General features: G+C 48.0%; 17 protein-coding genes and 1 pseudogene. 6 read left to right on the top strand and 12 right to left on the bottom strand.

From position 1 onward, the window contains the following. Nucleotides 1–10: 10 nt before the first annotated feature. From pfkB to TRNA_RS38935, 11 genes are all read right to left on the bottom strand, one after another. A complete protein-coding gene (pfkB, locus tag TRNA_RS38985; protein WP_009329594.1) occupies nucleotides 11–925 on the bottom strand; it encodes a 1-phosphofructokinase in 915 nt (304 codons plus the stop codon). 83 nt (nucleotides 926–1008) lie between these two features. Continuing rightward, entirely contained in the window at nucleotides 1009–1788 is a 780-nt protein-coding gene (locus TRNA_RS38980) for a MurR/RpiR family transcriptional regulator (protein WP_003185233.1), read from the bottom strand. Between the two features lie 109 nt (nucleotides 1789–1897). Next, complete coding sequence (locus TRNA_RS38975; protein WP_003185231.1) at nucleotides 1898–2224, bottom strand: four-helix bundle copper-binding protein; 327 nt, start codon at nucleotides 2222–2224, stop codon at nucleotides 1898–1900. 104 nt (nucleotides 2225–2328) lie between these two features. Next, nucleotides 2329–3258, bottom strand: a complete 930-nt coding sequence (locus tag TRNA_RS38970; RefSeq protein WP_003185228.1) for a metal ABC transporter substrate-binding protein — start codon at nucleotides 3256–3258, stop codon at nucleotides 2329–2331. A gap of 27 nt (nucleotides 3259–3285) precedes the next feature. Beyond that, nucleotides 3286–4146 carry a metal ABC transporter permease gene (locus TRNA_RS38965; RefSeq protein ID WP_003185227.1) on the bottom strand — a complete coding sequence of 287 codons (861 nt, stop codon included), beginning with the start codon at nucleotides 4144–4146 and terminating at the stop codon, nucleotides 3286–3288. Then, the gene (locus TRNA_RS38960; protein ID WP_003185226.1) at nucleotides 4146–4889 is read right to left on the bottom strand and encodes a metal ABC transporter ATP-binding protein; all 744 of its coding nucleotides are present in this window, start codon (nucleotides 4887–4889) and stop codon (nucleotides 4146–4148) included. The genes TRNA_RS38965 and TRNA_RS38960 overlap by 1 nt, the downstream gene beginning before the upstream one ends. A 224-nt stretch (nucleotides 4890–5113) precedes the next feature. Next, nucleotides 5114–8059: a glycoside hydrolase family 3 protein gene (locus TRNA_RS38955; protein WP_011198285.1), complete on the bottom strand. Its 2946-nt coding sequence runs from the start codon at nucleotides 8057–8059 to the stop codon at nucleotides 5114–5116. Between the two features lie 15 nt (nucleotides 8060–8074). Then, nucleotides 8075–10384 (bottom strand): alpha-xylosidase, encoded by a 2310-nt coding sequence (gene yicI / locus TRNA_RS38950; protein ID WP_011198284.1) that lies wholly within the window; start codon nucleotides 10382–10384, stop codon nucleotides 8075–8077. A 21-nt stretch (nucleotides 10385–10405) separates the two neighbouring features. Further along, nucleotides 10406–11227: a carbohydrate ABC transporter permease gene (locus TRNA_RS38945; protein WP_003185219.1), complete on the bottom strand. Its 822-nt coding sequence runs from the start codon at nucleotides 11225–11227 to the stop codon at nucleotides 10406–10408. Beyond that, complete coding sequence (locus TRNA_RS38940) at nucleotides 11224–12117, bottom strand: carbohydrate ABC transporter permease (RefSeq protein ID WP_011198283.1); 894 nt, start codon at nucleotides 12115–12117, stop codon at nucleotides 11224–11226. Before TRNA_RS38940 ends, TRNA_RS38945 begins: the two co-directional genes overlap by 4 nt. A gap of 26 nt (nucleotides 12118–12143) precedes the next feature. After that, on the bottom strand, nucleotides 12144–13358 hold the full coding sequence (locus TRNA_RS38935; protein WP_011198282.1) for an ABC transporter substrate-binding protein: 1215 nt from the start codon (nucleotides 13356–13358) through the stop codon (nucleotides 12144–12146). A gap of 252 nt (nucleotides 13359–13610) precedes the next feature. Between TRNA_RS38935 and TRNA_RS38930 the strand changes: the two genes are divergently transcribed. The 4 genes from TRNA_RS38930 to TRNA_RS38915 all read left to right on the top strand — a co-directional run bounded on the left by TRNA_RS38930 (nucleotide 13611) and on the right by TRNA_RS38915 (nucleotide 17538). Then, nucleotides 13611–15722 carry a heavy metal translocating P-type ATPase gene (locus TRNA_RS38930; RefSeq protein ID WP_003185215.1) on the top strand — a complete coding sequence of 704 codons (2112 nt, stop codon included), beginning with the start codon at nucleotides 13611–13613 and terminating at the stop codon, nucleotides 15720–15722. Between the two features lie 125 nt (nucleotides 15723–15847). Further along, complete coding sequence (locus tag TRNA_RS38925) at nucleotides 15848–16543, top strand: DsbA family protein (protein WP_003185213.1); 696 nt, start codon at nucleotides 15848–15850, stop codon at nucleotides 16541–16543. Beyond that, nucleotides 16533–16946 (top strand): disulfide oxidoreductase, encoded by a 414-nt coding sequence (locus tag TRNA_RS38920; protein WP_003185211.1) that lies wholly within the window; start codon nucleotides 16533–16535, stop codon nucleotides 16944–16946. Before TRNA_RS38925 ends, TRNA_RS38920 begins: the two co-directional genes overlap by 11 nt. A 106-nt stretch (nucleotides 16947–17052) precedes the next feature. Next, nucleotides 17053–17538: a GNAT family N-acetyltransferase gene (locus tag TRNA_RS38915; RefSeq protein ID WP_009329580.1), complete on the top strand. Its 486-nt coding sequence runs from the start codon at nucleotides 17053–17055 to the stop codon at nucleotides 17536–17538. A 138-nt stretch (nucleotides 17539–17676) separates the two neighbouring features. On the opposite strand, the pseudogene TRNA_RS38910 reads toward TRNA_RS38915, so the two are convergent. Then, nucleotides 17677–18161: pseudogene (locus TRNA_RS38910) on the bottom strand (GrpB family protein). A gap of 124 nt (nucleotides 18162–18285) precedes the next feature. Between TRNA_RS38910 and TRNA_RS38905 the strand changes: the two are divergent. Beyond that, nucleotides 18286–18894: a trimeric intracellular cation channel family protein gene (locus TRNA_RS38905; RefSeq protein WP_003185205.1), complete on the top strand. Its 609-nt coding sequence runs from the start codon at nucleotides 18286–18288 to the stop codon at nucleotides 18892–18894. A 178-nt stretch (nucleotides 18895–19072) separates the two neighbouring features. Then, the gene (gene helD / locus TRNA_RS38900) at nucleotides 19073–21403 is read left to right on the top strand and encodes an RNA polymerase recycling motor HelD (protein WP_003185203.1); all 2331 of its coding nucleotides are present in this window, start codon (nucleotides 19073–19075) and stop codon (nucleotides 21401–21403) included. The last annotated feature ends 2 nt before the right edge of the window (nucleotides 21404–21405 follow it).

Here is a 21405-nt window from a genome sequence, read left to right as displayed (position 1 = left end):
AAAACCCCCTTTATAAATGAGTGATTTGAATTTGTGAAGCTGTTTGATCGAGTTTGGACACATCACCGAGTCCTTTCGAGAATGCCGTCAAGGAACCGGCGGCAGAGGCGTGCCTGAGTGCTTCAGGAACGGAACAGCCGAGCTCCTGTTTTCCGACGAATACGGCAAGCATGGCATCGCCGGCACATGCTGTATTGACAACTTTGCCTTTAGCGGCGGTCGCTTTTAATGTTCTTTGGCGGTCCAAATAAAGGGCTCCGTCTTTGCCGCGGGAGATGAGAACCCTTTCAGCGCCGCGGTCGAGAAGTTCCTTTCCGCAATGGATGATTTCTTCTTCGGACAGCGCTTTCTTCCGGCTGAAAAATGCGGCAAGCTCCTGTTCATTCGGCTTAATCAGGTAAGGATGGTATGAAAGACAATCTAATAGGACGGGAGAACTGATATCCAAGATCAATTTCAGTTTGTTTTCGGCGGCAATCTCGGAAAGCGAAAGGTACATGTCATCAGGGACTCCTCTCGGAAGACTGCCTGAAATAAATAAGAAGCGGCCCGGCGGGATTTGACGGATTTTGTTGATCAGCTCCTGTTTTCGGGCTTCAGATATGAGCGGTCCTTTGTTTACAATCTTGAATTCCCGGGTTGAATTGATAAAAATATTGATCCGTGAGATGCCTTCCACTTCGACAAAGTCTGTGACGATTTTTTCATTCAGCAGTTCATTTTCAATAAAACGCCCGGTGAATCCGCCTGTAAAGCCAAGCGCGGTATTGTCAAGACCAAGGCGCTTGAGCATAAATGAAATATTGACGCCTTTTCCGTTTGGCTGATAATCTTCATCTTTAGTACGGTTGACAACATCGGGAAGCAGCTCGTCGGTTTCAACGAATAAGTCGACTGCGGTGTTCATCGTGCATGTATAGATCATGCTGTATCCCCCCTTTATATGTGGCTTCACAGACATTATGTCACAGATGAAAGGGGGGATGTTTACAGGTTGTGTAAAGGTTTTCAGCTATGAGCGGTGCGGATGACATATGAGTCCAGCATGATGCGGGAGAGGACTTGCAGAGGGAGGCGAGAGCGGACTTCATAATCGGGAAAAAATGATTGTTCCCCTTTAAACCCGACCAGTACGATCTCTGATAATTTCGCAAGACGCGAATCGATCCTTGTCGTTAATGTAATGGTGGAAATGGCTTGCAATTTGAAATTTTGAGCGGCTTCAACAAGCTCTTCTGTCTCGCCGTTCAAGGAAACAAAAAGGCCGAGGTCTTTTTTGGCCAGTGTTTTTGACTTTCCTCTGATAATATTCGGGTCGCTGTGCATCTCGCAGTTTTTGCCGAGCAGCTGAAGCTTGATCGTCATCTCGGTTCCAATCATTTCAGACAATCCTCTTGCGAAGATGTAAACTTTTTCGGCATTGCTGATTTTTTGAATGGCATCTTCGATCAACCCGATATCAAGCATCTTAATCGTATCCAGAACTTCTCTTTCATTCTTTAGCACGGCCTGTTTAATTTGGCTGTCGATATCATCCATCAGCGGAGCGTGTCCGAGGTGGTGTTTTTCTTTTAATGCATACTTAAAAGAAGTGTAGCCGTCATATCCGAGTTTTTTCATTAACCTGACAATCGTGGCTGTTGAAACATTTGCATCCTCGCTTAATTTTACAATCGATAAAGTGGCGATGACGTCTAAGTGCTGATAAATGTACTCGAGCAAATGCCGTTCTGAATCGCTGAGAGATTGATATGTGTCAGAAGTCATTTGAAACACGCTGTCTTTCATGATAAAACCCCCTTTTATAGTCATATTGTATCAGTTTAGAAAGGGGGAAGGAGAAAAAATAAACATTTCCTACATAAGAATATCCGGCTCGAGGGCCGGATGTTTCAAGTTAAGAAGCCATTTTTCTGCACGCTTCCGCGCATGCAAAGCAGCTTTCAGCGCAAAATTGGCAGTGGTCATGCTTGTGCTGGCTGCATTCATTGCCGCAAGCTTCGCAAACCTTTGCGCAAAGCTGGCAAATATCTTCGGCATACGGGCTGTTGCGCGTCATGGCTTGAATTGCGTAACCGCACATCTCCGCGCATTCCCGGTCAAGACGGATGCATTCGGCCATCATCCCAGCCTCTTCTTCCATCAGACATTTGTCAAAGCAGTGGTTGCAGGCTTCAAGACATTCTCGGCAGGCTTTGATGCATTCCTCATATCCAGATTTCACGAAACACACTCCTTTTTCCTCGTTTTCCCTTCGTTGTACCCTGCTTTAAAATCGGAAAAACATAAGAAAAAAACTGCTGTACATCCTGTACAGCAGTTCATTGGTTATTCGGCGAGGCCTTGATGGATCCGGTCAAGGTTTTCTTTCATCATCTTATAATAGGAATCTCCCGCTTCACCGGGCTTTCCGATCGAATCGGTGAAGACTTTTGCTTTAATCGGCACGCCCGTTTCGGCTGAAAGGCTTTCCATGCTCCGCGGGTCAACGCTTGTCTCCACGAATAAGGCCGGGACGTCCTTTTTCTTCACTGTGTCGACGATTTTTTTCATCTGACCGGGAGTTCCTTCATTTTCGGTGTTGATTTCCCAAATATACTGCGCGTCGACGCCGTAGGCCGAAGCGAAATATTTAAAAGCCCCTTCGCTTGTCACAAGGACGCGGCGCTCTTTCGGTATATCTTTAAAGCGGTTCACCGCTTCATCATGAAGCTTTTGCAGCTTGCCGATATAGGCTTCCGCGTTTTTCTCGTAGTCTTCTTTATGGTCGGGATCGTTTTTGATCAGCGCGTCTCTTGCGTTCTTTGCATATTGAATCCCGTTTTCAATGTCGAGCCATGCATGGGGATCTTCTTCCGTTTCTTTTCCCTTAGCGGTGAGATGCTTTGGCTTGACCCCTTTGCTCAGCTTGTAGACAGGGGCGTCATCACCGTCTTTTTCAGCTGTTTCCAGCAGCTTGTTAAACCAGCCGTTCCCTGTCTCCAAATTCAATCCGTTGTAAAAGACGACATCGGCGTCCGTCGTTTTTTGCACGTCTTTAGGAAGCGGATCGTATTCATGCGGGTCTGTTCCGACAGGTACAATGCTGTATAAATCGATGTGATCCCCTCCGACTTGTTTGACGATGTCATAAAGAATGGAGTAGGTGGTGACGACCTTCAGCTTTCCGTTTTCTTCGCTGCTGCTTTTCGAGGAGCAGCCGGCGGCGAGAATCAGAATCAATGCCGCCGCAATTGCTAATGTTTGCTTCCATTTCATGTTTTGTTTTCCCCCTTTATTTTGCGGTTATTGTTGAAGCGCTGCCCGTTTTCTTCTTGATTTCACAGCTCTCCAAAGCACGCCTTGTTTCGGTGAAAACGTAAAGGAAAGTCCGAACAAAATCGTAGCCACGAGCACGATTGCCGCTCCTGAGGAGAGGTTGTACGTATAGCTTAATCCAAGGCCGATGACCGCTGACAAAGCGCCGAGGAAAGCGGACAAATAGATCATCACCCACAGCCGGTCCGTCAATAGATAAGCGGTTGCGGCAGGCGTGATCAGCATCGCGACGACGAGGATGATGCCGACGGTCTGAAGCGATGCGACCGTGACCATTGTTAAAAGCGTCATTAAAAAGTAGTGGATCAGCCGGTTCGGCAAGCCGTAGACAGCCGCCATCGTCGGGTCGAAAGAGGTGATGAGCAGCTCTTTGTAAAATAAAAAGACAGCGGTAAGAATAATGACTCCGATGACGAGCGTGATCCACATGTCTGATGAACGAACGGCCAGCACATTTCCGAATAAGATATGGTACAGATCGCTTGAGCTTTTGACAAGCGTGATCAATATGATTCCGACGGCGAAAAAGGCCGTAAATACGATGCCGATGGCCGAATCGTTTTTAATCCGGCTGTTTTGGCTGACATAGCCGATTCCGAGAGCCGTCAGGATGCCCGTAAAGACGGCGCCGAAGAAAAAATTGACGCCGAGCATATAAGAGATGGCGACGCCGGGAAGAACCGCGTGTGAAATCGCATCTCCCATCAGCGCCATTCCCCTGAGAATGATAAAGCAGCCGATGACGCCGCAAATGATGCCCACCATAATCGAGGTGAACAGCGATTTTTGCAGAAACGAATATTCCATCAAACCATGGATAAACTCCATCAGATCGCACCTCTTTTCGATTGCAGGAACGGAAGCTGAGATTCGTAGGCTTTCATCATCACGTCGGGATTGAGGATGTCGGAGACAGGGCCTTTTTGAATCAGCTCTTTGTTCAGCAAAATTAATTCATTGAAGTAGCTGTCCGCTTTGCTCAAATCGTGATGGACGACAAGAACGGTCTTTCCTTCATCACGAAGTTCTTTTAAGATGCTGACGATCATTTCTTCACTTGTCACATCAATACCGACGAACGGTTCGTCAAGACAGAACAGCTCTGCTTTTTGGGCGAGCGCCCTGGCGAGAAAAACGCGCTGCTGCTGTCCGCCTGACAGTTCGCCGATCTGACGCTTGGCATATGCAGCCATCCCGACTTTCTCAAGACAGTGATACGCCCAGTCTTTATCGCGTTTTTTCGGACGTCTGAAAAGGCCGAGTTCAGGATACGTGCCGAGGATGACGGTGTCGAGGACATTGATCGGGAACGTCCAATCCATATCATTTCGCTGCGGAACATAGGCGATTTGCTTGCGTACATCTTTGAGCGGTTTTCCCAGCAGACGGACGTCGCCTTTATCTTTTGGAATCAATTGGAGCATGGATTTTAACAGCGTTGATTTTCCTGCGCCGTTCGGTCCGATAATGCCCGCCATCATTCCTTGATCGAGTGAGAAATTAATATTGCGGAGCGCTTCTGCGCCGTGATAAGAAACATATAAATCTTTTACGGTAATTGCGGGTTTCATAGCGTTCATTAACCCCTTTCTATGTCTATATGAAAGTTAACCTGCATACAATATTTTTGTTTCGGCAATTTTTTATTGCCTAAAGACATTTTTTTTACCTAATGCAACTTTTGATTGAATTCTAATATATCATTCCTAAATTGTAAAGCGCTAAAATTGCTGAAAAACGGTAAAAGCCATGCAGATCAAGCTGCATGGCTTTAAAAAATTTCTTGTTTGCCGGTTTATCTTTCAAATTGAAACGAATCGATTGCAACTTTCCCTTTGAAGACAAAAAAGACGCGGTGGGTGCCTGTCGATTTTCGGACGGAAGCTTTTACCGTTTTCCAGTTTTGCAATCCGGATGTGTCAGGCACTTTTAACGAACCGATTTGCTTTCCTTTTTGAGGATGGTCGAGGAAGATGCCGATTTCGCCGGCGCCGCTGCTTGCAACCTTTGCTTCTATCCTTTTTTCGCCTTTGAAGCGGACATCATGGTAGGCGATCCACGCGTTTGTTGTACTGCTTTTTACCGCATCGCCGCCGTATTTGGATTCTTCGGTGATGAGCACGCCTTTGTAGTCGTCGTAGTCTTCAGCGTTTGTCTTTCGGCGCAAGTTCCGTTCCCGAATTGTTTCGCCTTGGACGAAGATCCGCTTTGTCTTGCGGATGTCCGCCGCCGAGCTGCCGACGGATATTCTGTAAGGGCCTCTTTCAACGGCAAATGTTTCTCTCGTCACATCCCAAAAGGCAAGGTCTGTCTGTTTCAGCTTGAATGTCACGGTTTTCGTTTCTTTCGGTGCCAGTTCAACCCGCTGAAAATCTTTCAGGTCCAGGTTCGGCTGTTTAACCCGTGTTTTAAACAGGGGAGAGGTATAGAGCTGAACGACTTCATCTCCTTTTCTTCCGCCTGTATTGGTGACGTTGACGCGAATCGTGACAGATCCGTCTTTTTTGATGCTGTCAGAGGAAAGGCTTAAATCGCTGTAGCGAAACGCTGTATAGGATAACCCGTGGCCGAACGGAAACAGCGGCTTGCCTACGAAATATTTATAGGTTCTTTTCCCTTTGATGATATCGTAATTCATCATATCCGGCAGTTCTTTGACTGAGGTGTGCCAAGTTTGCGTCAGCCGTCCGCCCGGATTTACATCTCCATAGAGAATGTCCGCCAATGCGCTTCCCGCCTCCTGGCCTCCGTGAGCGGAATATATGATCGCAGGAATGTGCGCTTTTGCCCAGTTGAGAGCAAACGGATAGCTGCTCGTTACGACAAGCACCGTATTGGTATTGGCTTTAGAAACAGCTTTCAGCAGATTTTCCTGGGCCGGAGGGAGTGTAATATCTTTCCGGTCTTCGGTTTCCCGGCCGTTGATGTAAGGATTGTTGCCGACAAACACGATGGCTTTGTCCGCGGATTTTGCCAGCTGAACCGCTTCATCCGTACCGCTCTTGATGATCGTCTTTGAAAACTTTTCCGCTGCTGTTGCCGGCTTTTCGGCGGCGGCTGTTAATGTGCCGTCTTTACCGGCGGTGAGATATTTGCCGTTTGCCGTATTTTTGATGGCAAATGTCCCGTCAGACTGCTGTTCGAACTGAAATGTTTCTTTAACGGTCCGGCCGTTCGGCTGTTTCTGATCAGCGATCAGCCGGCCGTCATCCTGAAGCGAGACATAGAGGCCGTTCGCTTGGGCGCGGAGGGTGAAGATGCTTTCTCCCCAATCCGCCGCATCGAATGCCGCGCTTTTCTCAAGCTTATCAGCCGCTGCTGTGAGCGGTTGTTTGCCGTCCCGGCCTGCAGTTACAAACTTTCCGGTCAGCGCGGATTTGAAGCCGCTTTGTTCCAGACCTTCAGCAAAGGAGACGCGGTCTTTGCCGATTTTGTCCGCGATTTCGTCAAGCGGGGTTTTCCGATACGGCATCGTTCCGCTGTACCAATCTTCGTAAAGCGCATTTCCGAACGGGCCGATGACTGCAATGCTTTCATTCTTCCGGGCATTGAAAGGAAGCAGATCCTGGTCGTTTTTCAGTAAAACAATGGCTTTTTCAGCCGCTTTTTTCGCCAGCAGCTGATGCTTTGGACTGTTGATGACGTCATCTGTCAGGCGGCTGTACGGATTGAGTTCGTCCGGATCAAATTCGCCCGTGCGAAAACGGATGCTGAACGTATTGGCCAAGGCTTGATCGAGGTCTTTTTCAGAAATAAGGCCTTGCTTTAAGGCACCGGTTAAGGCGTTTCTCGTCAGCTCGGGATTTTCCCCCTGATCCGTAAAGTTGTCAATGCCGGCTTTTACGGCGTGGGCATGGGCTTTTTCGTGGCTGTCATAATACTTGTGGTCATTGACGATTCCGGAAGGATCAAAGGCATCGCTGACGATGAAGAAATCGTCTCCGGCCCATCTACGTTTGACTGTACTGTCGAGCAGCGGGCTCAAAATGGCCGGTTTATCGTTGACAGAATTGTAGGCCGGCATCAGTCCATACGCGGCTTTTTTGGAAATTGCTGTTTCGAAGGGCTTCAAATAATACTCGTGCATGTTCCTGGGATCGATGCTTGAGGAGCTGAATCCCCGGTCTGTTTCGTTGTTATAGGCAAGAAAATGCTTTAAGGTTGGAACTGTTTTCAAATAGAAGGGATGATCGCCCCTTAACCCGGAGGCATAGGCGGTTGCTATTTCCCCGGTTAAAAAGGGGTCTTCGGAATAGCCTTCTTCATTTCTTCCCCACCTTGGATCACGCAGCAGATCGACGACCGGCGCCCAGACGTTGACTCCGTTTGCCGCGGGATCAAGGTGGTGGAAGCCGCGGACTTCATCACCGACCGCCGAGCCGATTTGTTTGATTAAATAGCGGTCCCATGTGTGCGCGAGCCCGAAAGCCTGCGGGAAAACGGTTGCTTCCCCGAGCCAGGCGACGCCGTGAAGCGCTTCTGTGCCCGTTTTAAAAGCGGGAATGCCCAGCCGGGGAACGGCGGGCTGATATTGATGCATCAGTGACACTTTTTCCTCAAGGGTCAGCCGTGAAAGCAAGTCGCTGACTCTTTTTTGTACAGGGAGACTGGGATCTTGAAAGGGATACTCATATTCATCAGCCTGGCTTTTAGCGGCTGCGGGCTGCGGCGGATCGAAACCGGCGGCGGAAAGGATCGTGCACATTGCGCCCAATATGATGATGCGGACCGTTTTCAGCATCCTGATCACTCCTTTTTAGAAATAAATGAAGACATCCCGTTCTTTTTCTTTTGGCTGAACCGCTGTTCCCTCCTGAAGCGCTTCCGCAGCTCCGTTAATAACAGAGGTGACAGAAAGACCGCGGAGGAGCAGCTTCCAGTTCTTTTGGACGCCCGTTGTTTTCACGGCAATCGTATTTTGATGCCGTGAAGCTCTGAGTGTCATTGCTTCGCCCTTTTCATTGTAAATCGTCTGTTCGGCTGTACAGCCGTCTTTTAAATGATAGAGGCAGAACGTCACATCGTCGAGATAATCATAATCAGGTCGCCCGGATTCCTGCCCCAGCGGCAGCAGTGTGTTTTCCCTGACGAACAGGGGAAGCCTCATATAGCCGTACCGTTCTTCTTTCCATTCTCCGCCTTCCGTCTCTTTTCCCGTCAAAAGGTGTGTCCACGTGCCTTTTGGCAAATAATAACGGACAGCGCCGTCTTCCTGAAAAACGGGAGCGACGAGCAGCCTTCCGCCGAGCATGTACTGTCTGTCAAGCCAGTGGCAGGTGTTGTCTCCGGGAAATTCGAGGAGCATCGCCCGCATCATCGGAATGCCTTCAGCGTGCGCTTCATGTGCAGCGGCGTACAAATAAGGCATCAGCCTGTGCTTCAGTTTGACAAAATACCGCATGACATCGGCCGCTTCTTCGTCAAACAGCCACGGAACGCGGTATGACTCGCTCCCGTGCAGGCGGCTGTGCGTCGACAAGAGGCCGAATGCGGTCCAGCGCTTATACAAATCGGCTGTTGCCGTGCTTTCAAATCCGCCGATATCATGGCTCCAGAAGCCGAAGCCTGAAAGAGAAAGCGACAGGCCGCCGCGCAGGCTTTCAGCCATTGAATCATAGCTGGCAAAACAATCCCCGCCCCAGTGTACGGGAAATTGCTGGCCGCCGGCCGTCGCAGACCTTGCAAACACGACCGCTTCCCGTTCGCCGCGCTTTTGCCTCAACAAGTCAAATACGGTCTTGTTGTATAAATAAGAATAATAATTGTGCATTCTTTCGGGATCTGATCCGTCAAAGTAAACAGCGTCACTCGGAATCCGTTCTCCGAAATCGGTCTTAAAGCAGTCGACCCCCATGTCGAGCAGGCTTTCAAGCTTTGAACAATACCAGTCACGCGCTTTTTCATTTGTGAAGTCGACGATGGCCATTCCGGCCTGCCACCGGTCCCACTGCCATACATCCCCCCGGCTGTTTTTCAAGAAGTAGCCGTTTTCCTTTCCTTCCTGAAAAAGCTTTGATTTTTGCGCGATGTAAGGGTTGATCCAGACGCATATTTTCAGGCCCTTTTCTTTCAGGCGGCTGAGCATGGCTTCAGGCTGCTTAAAATATCGTTCATCCCATTCGAAATTGCACCATTCAAATTCTTTCATCCAGAAGCAGTCAAAATGAAACACGCTGAGCGGGATGCCGCGTTCGGTCATCCCGTCGATGAAGCGGGTCACGGTCTCCTCGGAATAGTCGGTTGTGAACGATGTTGACAACCAGAGGCCGAAAGACCAGGCCGGGGGAAGCGCCGGTTTTCCCGTTAACGCGGCATAGCGTTTCAAAACATCCTTTGGTTCGGCGCCGCTGATGACAAAATAGTCGAGCGATTCTCCTTCGACCGAAAACTGCGCTTTGGATACGACTTCAGAACCGATTTCATACGAGACGAGCTCGGGATGATTGACAAAAACACCGTACCCTTTGTTTGACAAATAGAACGGCACATTTTTATATGCCTGCTCTGTGCTTGTTCCGCCGTCCTGATTCCAGATGTCGACGGTTTGGCCGTTTTTCACGAATGCCGTAAAACGCTCGCCAAGGCCGTAGAGCAATTCGCCGACGCCGATGTTGAGCTGTTCCCTCATAAAGGTGCGCCCGTCATCGCTTGTGATATAGGCGAGGCTGTTCGATTCGCTTGCGGTCAGGCTCTGTCCATCACGTGAAAATTGGTAGCCCCAACCGTTTTTGCTCACTTCGACGCACAGGCTGCCGCTTTGGAAGGTCAACGCATCATCGTGTTCGGTGATGACCGGTTCAACATCTGCCGTATGCAGTTGAAAGTCGGGTTTCCGAGGCGTTTCCCCTTGAAAATGGAACACTTGCACACGGATCATGTCTTCAAGGGGACTCGAAAATCTGACGGTGAGCATGCGGGTGTCGAGCGTGTCCCCGCGCTTTTGAACCGCTTTGACAGGCCCGTACACGGTCAATGATTGCTGATCAATCATTCGGTCGTAGGCTTCTTTCGGCGTGTTGATGTGATATCCTTCGCGCGTCAGCCAGTAGCCGTCTGAAAATTTCATGATCGAAAACACCCTTTCTTTTTACTTGATAGATCCATTGATAAGTCCTTTAACAAGCTGCTTTTGAAGCAGCATAAAAATGATGATGACAGGCAGAACCGATAAAACGGCAAATGCCATCAGATCATTCCACTGGATTCCGTATTGGCTGATCACATTGTAAATGCCGGCCGTCAGCGGCCACAGCTCCTGATTTCGGTTGAATGTCATGCTGTAAATCAAATCTCCCCATGTGAAAAAGAAAGAAACCGCTCCGCTGACGGCAATCCCGGGTACGCTGATAGGCAAAATGATGCGGATGAACGCGGTAAAACGGCTGCAGCCGTCGATTTTGGCCGCATCCTCAAGGTCCTTGGGAATCCCAAGAAAAAAGGTTCTGAGCATTAAAACAGAAAAAGGAACGCCGAGCGTTGCCCCCGTCAAAATCGGTCCGATATACGTATTTAATATGTTCAGTTGATTAAAGGCGATAAACAGCGGAGTCAAAACAACGGTGGCAGGCAGCATTTGCGTGATGAGAAACAGTAAAATGAACATTTTTTTGCCCTTGATCCGAAAGCGCGCCAAGCCGTAGGCGGAAGGAACGGCCAATATGAGAACGATGACGGCAGCCGCCCCGGAAATCAGGAGGCTGTTCAAAAAGTATCCGGCGACGCCAGAAGTGAACACAGCTTCAAAGCCGGCCGTGCGGAATGTCTCGGGCCACAATAAAGGCGGTGTTTTAAACAATTCGGCATCGCTTTTGAAAGCCGTAGCAATCATCCAGTAAACGGGGAATAAAAAGCCGGCTGTAACGAGGACGCCAATAATGTTAAAGAGCCATTCCTTTTGGTTCGTTTTCACGACATCACCTCATCTTTTTTGATCAGCCGCAAATAGACGAGACTGACCAAAAGAAGAATAAGAAACAGGACATTGGCGCTTGCCGCGCCCATGCTGAATTGAAATTCGTCAAAGGAGTAGCGGTAGCTGACGGTTGACAGGACTTCAGTTGCGTCCACGGGACCGCCTCCAGTCATCACAAACACAAGATCGAACACTTTGAACGTATAAATGAAGCCGAGCATCATGACGACAGTGATCACCGGCCGCAATAAAGGCAGTGTCAGATGGATGAATTTCTGAAAAGCATTGGCGCCGTCAAGGCTTGCGCTTTCATAGACGTCTTCCGGAAGGGAGCTGAGTCCAGCGGATATGAGCAGCATATTAAAAGGAATGCCGACCCAGATGTTGGCGATGATAACGGACCAGATGGCCATATTCGGGTCTGACAGCCAGGGGATCGGGGTGTCGATCATTCCCCATGATAGGAGCAGCTGATTGAACACTCCTTCGTTTGAAGCCATCATAAACTTGAATAAAAGCGCCGTAACCGTCAGCGGGATGAGCCAGCTCACCATCATCAATCCCCTGAGAAACGGGGCAAGCCTGAACTTCATGCTGAAAAACAAAGCGAGCAAAAAGCCGATTGCAAACTGAAATACAACGCTTCCGGCCGTGTAAAGCAGCGTGTTTTTTAAAGATGCCCAAAATATTTTATCCTGGGCAAGCCGCTGATAATTTTCGATTCCGATAAAGCTGATATCGTGTGAGGCTATATTTGCAAGCGATACGTTTTGAAAGCTGAGAATCATGTTGTAGATGAGAGGATAACCGATAAGAGCAAGCATAAAAAGAACTGCCGGAAACAAATAAAAGTACCCTTCCCATTTACGGACAATGGCTCTGATCATGACAAAACTCCTTCGTGCGCTTAAAGCTAGTTTAAGGCGCTGATTTTTTGCGCGGCCTCATCCAGCGCTTCTTTCGGCGTTTTGCTTTCGCTCAATGCTTCCTGCAGGGCAGTCTGCAAAGCTTCCGAAATCTTCGGCCAGTCTTTCGAAGGGCCGCGGGCTGATGCGATCTCTATGATTGGAATGAAGGCTTTTAAATTATCATCTGTTTTCCAATGGCTCGATGATTCGAGCAAATCTTTGCGCGGCGGAAACACGCCTGTTTCTGCTGTCAGCGTTTCGAGCCGCTCCGGATCGATCAGCCAACTGATAAAATCCCAGGCGCCGGCGGTGTTTTTTCCTTTAACGACGGCAATATTTTCGCCGCCGAGGGCAGAAGCGAATGTTTGATCTTTCGGGATATAGGTAATCCCGTAATTTAAGTCTTCGGCTTCTTCCAGCCGTTCAATATTCCAGGAGCCGTTGATCATCATGGCGAGCTGACCTGCTGCAAACTGTCTGGCCAGATCATCCTGGGTGGCGTTTAACACTTCCTTGCTCATTGCGCCTTTCTTGATCAGATCTGTTAAAAACTGAAGAGAAGAGGCTGCTTCTTTTGAATTCAGCTGTTTTAGATCTGCTCCGGAAGACAAAAGAAACGGATAAAATTGAAAAGCGCTTTCCTCTGATTTTACGGCTGACAGGGCAAATCTTTTCGTTTGGCCTTTGCTCGTTTTTTCCGCCGCTTTTTTCAGATCGCTCCACGTTTCAGGCGGTTTGGAGATCCCTGCATTCTTCAAGAGGTCTTTGTTGTAAAACAAGGCAAGCGCATTGCTTGCGAAAGGGATGCCGTAGTACTTCTCTTCATATCCGGCTGATGATAGAGGCCCCTCATAAAACTGGTCAGCCTGCCCCCATTGTTCGATTTTCTCCGTCAAATCTTCGAGCACGCCCATAGCGGCGAATGAAGCATTGTCGACATTGTCAAGGAATACGGCGTCAGGCATGGCATTGCCGGCTGTACCGACAGACAGCTGCTTTTTCACTTCATTAAAAGGAATGTACTCCGTTACGACCTTGTACCGGTCCTGGGACCGATTGTACTGTTCGACAAGCTCATGATAAAGATCCTGCTGCTTGCCGGTAAAGTAATCCCAGACTTTTATTTCTTCCGTATGCTTTGTGCCGGTGCTGCTTTTGCAGCCTGCGGAAAAAGCAAGAAGAAAGGCGAGGCAGACGATCATCAGACACGATTTTTTCAAAAGCGCTCACTCCTTATGAAAAAAGCTTGTTAGTTTAATAGCTAAACTAAGTATATTTGGGCATTGCTTCCAATATGCCAGCAGAGTTTTCGCAGACGCGGATCAGGGTAAACACGGAAACAGCCGGTGCGTATGATAACAAAGATCGATTGACACATTTTTCGGATGAAGCATATAATAAGGGTAGATAATATATGCGTATATGCTCATATATAAAATAAAGCCCGGCGCTGAAAAAGAAAGGTGAGAGAGATGGAAAAGGTGAAACAGGAGTACACGCTAAACGGCCTTGACTGCAGCAATTGCGCACAAAAAATTGAGCATGAGATAGCCGGTATGAAGGGGATTGAAGCGTGTTCGGTCAATTTTGCAACAAGCACGCTGACTGTCCAAGTCGACCAAAACAGCGGCGAAGACATTTCTTTAATAATAAAGAAAAAAGTAACCGAGATCGAACCGCACGTCAACGCGACGCTGAAGGAAGGGACAAAACAGGCCCCACCAGAAAGCGACGGACGGTTTAAAAAAACGGTTGCAAGGCTTGCTGCAGGAACCGTTCTCGGTGCGGCGGGCTTTCTGCTTCCCGGCGGCACCGCAGCCGAGTGGCTTCTTTTTTTCCTAGCTTACCTCATCATCGGCGGCGATGTCGTATTAAGGGCCGTCAAAAACATCTTTCGCGGCCGGGTTTTTGATGAGCACTTTTTAATGACGATCGCCACTCTGGGGGCATTTATTATTCAGCAGTATCCCGAGGGTGTGGCGGTTATGCTGTTCTATCAAATAGGCGAGCTGTTCCAGGGAGCCGCGGTCACCCGCTCCCGGAAGTCGATCAGCGATTTGATGGACATCCGTCCCGACTATGCCAATCTTCAAACCGAAGGCGGAACGGTCAAAGTGTCTCCCGATGAGGTCAAAGCCGGCGATATCATCATCGTCAAGCCGGGAGAGAAAGTGCCGCTTGACGGCAAAGTGCGGGCAGGCAAATCGCTTGTCGATACGTCCGCATTAACCGGAGAATCCGTTCCGAGAGAAGCCGCTCCCGGAACAGAGGTGCTGAGCGGATTTGTCAACAAAAACGGCGTGCTTGAAGTGGAAGTGGACAAAGAATACAGTGAATCAACCGTTTCAAAGATTCTTGACCTCGTTCAGAATGCCAGCAGCAGAAAAGCGAAAACAGAGAATTTTATCACCAAATTCGCCAAGTATTACACGCCTTTCGTTGTGATAATCGCGCTTCTTCTCGCTTTTGTCCCGCCGCTGATTATTTCAGGCGCCCTGCTGTCAGATTGGGTGTACCGCGCCCTTGTCTTTTTGGTCATTTCTTGTCCGTGCGCGCTCGTCGTTTCCATTCCGCTCGGCTTTTTCGGCGGCATCGGAGCGGCGTCAAAAGCAGGTATACTCGTGAAAGGCGGCAATTATTTAGAAGCGCTGAATGATGTCAAATACGCCGTTTTTGACAAAACAGGCACTTTAACAAAAGGGGAATTTGCCGTTGTCAAGCTGTCGCCTGCAAGCCATGTCAAAGAAGATGAACTGCTTGAATATGCGGCGCTTGCCGAACATTTCTCCGGCCATCCGATCGCCGAGTCGATCCGTGAAGCATACGGGAAGGAAGTACAAGCGGACCGCATCAAAGATTACAGCGAGACGGCCGGCTTCGGCGTCAGAGCGGTTGTAGACGGAGCCGTCATTTTAGCCGGGAATGCCAAGCTTATGAAGAAAGCCGGCATACAGTATCAAAAGGAAAGTGAAATCGGAACTGTTGTTTATGTAGCCGCCGGCGATACGTTTATCGGCTCGATTGTCATCGCTGACGAAATCAAAGAGGATGCCAAGCGTGCGATCTCCGCTTTGAAAAAAGCGGGTATTAAAAAAACGGTGATGCTGACGGGCGACGCGAAAGACACCGGTGAGGCGGTCGGCGAACAGCTGTCCATTGATGAAGTGCATGCGGAGCTACTTCCGCAGCACAAGGTGGACCGTATTGAAACATTAGATAAGCAAAAACTTCCAAAAGAAAAGCTGCTTTTTGCAGGAGACGGCATCAACGATACGCCGGTCTTGGCGAGAGCGGATATCGGGGTTGCCATGGGAGGCCTCGGTTCTGATGCGGCAGTCGAAGCGGCTGATATTGTGATCATGACGGATCAGCCTTCAAAAATTGCGGAAGCCATCAGCATTGCCAAGCGGACGAGGACGATTGTCTGGCAGAATATTATTTTTGCACTCGGCGTTAAAGGAGTTTTTCTCATCCTGGGTGCTTTTGGCATCGCGACGATGTGGGAAGCCGTCTTTTCAGACGTCGGTGTTACCCTTCTGGCTGTTTTAAATGCGATGAGGGTATTAAAAGTGAAAGAAATGTAACTTTTTTACCACCTAATGAACTGGAAATTCCTTTTTTAGCATCTTCACGAATGCGGCTTGTCTTGTTAAAATGAAAGAGGTTATCAAACTGGCATACTAAAAAATAAGAATAATGAGGTGTCTAAGTGAAGAAGAAACAGCAGTCACCGATGAAATTTGCAGTGATTATGACAGTCGTGGTCGTTTTTCTGATCGGCGCACTTGTCGTAATCAACAATCAAACCCAAAATGCTTCGCAAACCTTTGATGACAAGCCTTCAACTGAAGGACAGCCGCTTCTAGGCAACAAAGATGCGGCTGTAACGATCACGGAATTCGGAGATTACAAATGTCCCAGCTGCAAACAGTGGACTGAGACCGTCTTTCCGGATTTGAAAAAGGATTACATCGATAAAGATCAAGTTAATTTTTCATATATTAACTTCGTCAATGAACAGCACGGCAGAGGCTCTGAATTGAGCGCCCTCGCTTCCGAGCAGGTATGGAAGGAAGATCCGGATTCATTCTGGAAGTTCCATGAGGCGTTGTACAAGGCGCAGCCTGACAATGACACGATGGAAAACGAGTGGGCGACGCCGGCAAAATTGGCGGACATCACGGAAGCCAATACGAAAATCAAACGCGATAAGCTTGTCAGCAGCTTAAATGACAAAACGTTCGCTGAGCAATTAAAAACGGACAATTCGCTCATCAACAAATACGGTGTAGACTCGACGCCGACGATCTTTGTCAACGGCGTAAAAATCGACAAACCGTTTGATTATGACAAAATCAAAGAAACGATCGAGAAAGAGCTGAAAGGCCAGTCTGATGAAAAATAAACTGCTTTTTCTGTACGGCGCCTGGATCGTCTCATTAACGGCGACGCTAGGCAGCTTGTACTTCAGCGAAATCCGCAAATTTATTCCTTGCGAACTGTGCTGGTATCAGCGGATTATGATGTATCCGCTCGTGCTGATTCTCGGAATTGCGACATTTCAGGGCGATGCCCGCGTGAAAAAATACGTGCTGCCGATGGCGGTGATCGGCGCAGGCATTTCCCTGATGCACTACATGGAACAAAAAATTCCCGGATTCAACGGCATTAAACCGTGTGTCACAGGAGTGCCTTGCTCAGGGCAGTATATCAATTGGTTCGGTTTCATCACGATTCCGTTTCTCGCCCTTATTGCATTTATTTTGATTATCATTTTTATGTGCTTTCTCAAGGGGAAAGACGAGTAAAAAGAGCATTGTCTGACAATGCTCTTTTTTTATTTCTTATACATGTTCAATAGAAAGGATGTTATAATATTTGGAAATTATCAAATAGATGTGAAGGATGATGAGGATGGAGTGTAAGATTCGCAAAATGAAAAAGAAAGACATCCCTCAAGTACAGCAGATTGCCAAAACAAGCTGGAATCATACGTATGAAGGGATCATTCCTTTCGATATTCAAGAGAAGTTCTTGCAGAAAGCGTACAATGACGAAAGAATGCAGCAGCGTTTGGAACACTCGTTAATGCTCGTTTCGGAAGCGGACGGAAAAATCGTCGGCTTTGCCAACTACTCCTTTGTCAGAGAAGGAGGGGTAGCCTATCTCGCAGCCGTTTATTTAGCTCCGGAATACCAGGGAAAAGGCATCGGAACCGCATTATTGGAAGAGGGGATGAACCATTTAAAGGGAGTGAAAAAGATCTTTGTAGAGGTTGAAAAAGAAAACCGCACCGGAAAAAACTTTTACAAGGCGAAGGGTTTTGAGGATGTCGCCGAATATGATGAAGATTTCGAAGGGCATATCCTCAAAACAGTCAGAATGGCCTTGCACGTATAATCCCGCTTTCACTTCGTAACTTGGACATAGTAGTACAACAAAACCGCCATAATGAAGGCGATGGCTATAGTAAGCAGTTTATGTTTTGTCTTTTTCAGCATGCCGTGCCGCTCCTTTCCGAATGTTTTGCTTTTTCAATCACGGCTGTGATGAACCGATTCTTTTCCTTTTGTATAGGAGTCCGGTAATATGGAAAACGCCGCGCCAAGTTTTTTTCAATGTTTCATAGGCTTGCCGCTCGACTGAATGCTTTCTTAAATAATTTCGGAATCTCAGCTGATTTTTCCATTCTTCGCTTTGAAAAATGTATACGTGCAGATGGCGTGTGCCCGCCCTCCGCTTTCCCTTTCGAAAAAAACGCCTGGCTGGGAAGGCTTCGTGAAATACGTGCTCATAGCCGAGCTCCTGAAGCGGTTCGATCCAACTGAAGCTTCGCTGAGACTGCTCACGCCGGCCATCAAATCGAGTACCGGTTTTGCTGCAAGGCCGGGAACAGAGGTACTGCCGATTTGTTCGATAGCGAGAACTTTTTTTCCGAGGACATCTGCGAGCTGTTGTTTTTCAGCTTCAAATTCGTGCGCCCACTCGGCTTTCGCTTTTTCGATGATGACCTCCTGTCCCATGTTTCCACCCCTTTAAAAACATCTTTCTATATTATAAGATATTTTGATTCAGAGAGGGTTGATTTAAAGGTTGGAGAAGTTATAAAATCAAAAAGATTGAAGTTTAGTATGGAGGACATCTTAGATGGCTTGGGAAGTGTTGAGCATCATCGGAACCGTCGCTTTTGCGATCAGCGGAGCGATCGTTGCAATGGAAGAAGAGTATGATATTTTAGGAGTTTATATATTGGGGATTGTGACAGCGTTCGGCGGAGGGGCGATCAGAAACCTGCTCATCGGAGTTCCAGTGTCCGCCTTGTGGGAGCAGGGGAGTCTGTTTCTAATCGCTCTTGTCTCGATCACGATCGTTTTTTTGTTTCCGAAGCTCCTGTTAAAGCACTGGAGCATCTGGGGCAGCTTTTCAGACGCGATCGGTCTTGCCGCATTTGCGATACAAGGAGCCCTTTATGCCGTTCACATGAACCATCCGGTCAGCGCAGTGATCGTTGCGGCGGTCTTAACAGGAAGCGGCGGCGGAATGATCCGGGACCTTCTGGCCGGAAGAAAGCCGCTTGTGCTGAAAACGGAGATTTACGCCGTTTGGGCCGCTTTGGGCGGATTCATTATCGGCATGGGCTGGGCGGAGAAGCCGCTCACGTTGTATATCCTGTTTGCTTTGCTGGTCGCGTGCCGTGTATGTTCGTACATGTTCAACTGGAAGCTGCCGAACCGTTCGCTGCGGTCCCACAGCTGAATAGAAAAAAGCCGATTTTTCGTTGATTGAAAAATCGGCTTTTTATATTGATTTGACCAAAGGTTATATGATAAGATGAAGTGTATTTTAACATAAAATTTCAATAATTATAATTTTATCCATTTTTATTTTATCATGAATCTTTTTCGATGTCAAATCTTTTTAGGGAGTGGTCAGCGTGCAGGAAAACGGTCAGGAATGGCTGGAAGAGGAAAAACGAATCCGGCTTGTTTTAAAGGAATTGGATCAAAAGCTTCATTCTCTAAAGGGAAAAACCGGCGGATTGAAGGAGGATATCATCGATTTACGGAAACATTTTTGGAGCGATGTCACCGTAAACATAGCCGATGAAAATGAAGCGGTTGAAACATTTTTTAGCATTAAACAGCAGGCTGAGGTTTTGGCTGAGAGGGAAAGGAGCCATAAGCAGTTTTACAGCCAGCTGAAAAACCTGTTAAAAGTGAAAGAATCGCCTTATTTCGGCCGCGTAGATTTTTTGGAGGACGGCGAAGAAAACGCTGAGTCCGTCTACATCGGACTCGCCTCTTTAATGTATGAAAAAGAAGAGCGGTTTTTGATCTATGATTGGAGAGCGCCGATTTCCAGTCTGTTCTATAACTATGGACCCGGCGCGGCTCAATACGAAGTTCCGGACGAGACGGTCAGGGGAACGATTGAGCTGAAAAGGCAATTTCTCTTCAAAAACGGACAGCTGAAAGCGATGTTTAATACGGATATGGCGATTGGGGATGAAGTCCTTCAGGAAGTGCTGGGGCAGCAGGCCGATATCCAGATGAAAAGCATCGTCGCGACGATTCAAAAAGAACAGAATCAGATCATTCGGAACGAAAAGAGCCGCTTTTTAATTGTTCGGGGAGCGGCTGGCAGCGGAAAAACGTCGGCGGCATTGCAGCGGGCCGCATATTTGCTGTACCGCGGCCGCGGGCAGATCGAGTCGAGCCAGATGCTGCTATTCTCTCCAAACCTGCTTTTTAACAGCTATGTCGCCAATGTTCTGCCTGAGCTCGGAGAGGAAAACATCCAGCAGACGACGTTCCAGGAATTTGTAGCGCGCCGCCTTGGAAAGCAGGTACCATGCGAGACTCCGTTCGATCAGCTTGAATATTGTTTAACCGCTTCAGACGGTGAGGAGCAGCGCATCCGGATGAAATCGATTGAATTGAAATCCAGTCTGGCTTTCAAAGGCATCATCGATGATTACGTCAAATATTTGGCAAAAGGGCACCTGGTGTTTAAACATATCACCTTTCGCGGAAAAAGGATCATCACAAGCGGTCAGATGCGGAAATTTTTCGCGGCCCTTGATCATTCAGACACGCTGTCCAACCGGATTGAACAAACGGGAAAATGGCTGTTGCAGCTCCTGAATAAATATGAACGCCAGGAAAGAAAAAAAGACTGGGTCATCGAAGAAAGCGAGCTGCTGGATAAAGAGGAATACTTAAAGGCTTATAAACGTCTTCAGGAGGAACAGCGCTTTACGGAGAATACGTTTGACGATTATGAAAGGGAGCGAAACCTCCTTGCCTCCATCGTTGCCGAAAGGGAGTTCAAGCCGCTCAAGCAAGTGGTAAAAGCGTTCGGCTTTATTGATTTTAAAGGAACATACCTTCAGCTTTTTTCCGGACGCTATACCCCGCAAACGCGCCCTGATGACTGGCAGAGCATTTGCACATTCACTCAGAAAAGCTTTCGTTTTGAGAAGCTGCTTTATGAAGATGCCGTCCCTTTTTTATATATGAAAAACAAGCTGAAAGGCGGGGGGAAAAACACGGCAATCCGCCATTTATTCATTGATGAAGCCCAGGATTACACGCCTTTTCAACTTGCTTTTTTGGAGAGCTTGTTTCCCGCGTGCAGCATCACGATGCTGGGAGACTTAAACCAGGCGATTCTTGCCCATGCCTATCACGATAAGACGCTTCTGTCGGGAGGCGTGTTTGAAGGCGAAAAAACGGAGATCATCACCTTGAAGCGCAGCTACAGGTCGACGAAAGAAATTGTTGAATTGACAAAGCGCATCATCGAAGGGGGCGAAGAGATCGAAGCTTTTAATAGGAACGGCAAAAAACCGACTTTGACAATATCAGCCGATCCTCATGCACACCATAAAGAGATGGCTTCCCTTATGACCGCCCTTCAAAAAGAAGGACTTGAGACGATTGCAGTCATCTGTAAAACAGTCCGGGAATGCAGGGATGCGTTCCAGCATCTTCAGCAGCATGCAGAGCTTAAACTGATCGATAAAGAAACGAGAACGTTTCAAAAAGGCGTGGTCGTCATTCCCGTCTATTTGGCGAAAGGGATCGAATTTGATGCCGTCATCATTTATGACGCTTCTGAAAAGCAATACAAAAAGGAAAGAGAGCGGACTTTATTTTATACGGCGTGCACGAGGGCGATGCATGAGCTGCACCTCTTTTCCATTGGAAAAGAAACGCATTTTTTAAACGGCGTCCCAAATGATATGTACACGAGAAGAGAGTGACG

Source organism: Bacillus licheniformis DSM 13 = ATCC 14580, from assembly GCF_000011645.1.
GTDB lineage: Bacteria > Bacillota > Bacilli > Bacillales > Bacillaceae > Bacillus > Bacillus licheniformis.
Note: the sequence above shows the minus strand (reverse complement) of the source record. Positions and strands in the feature narration are given on the sequence as shown.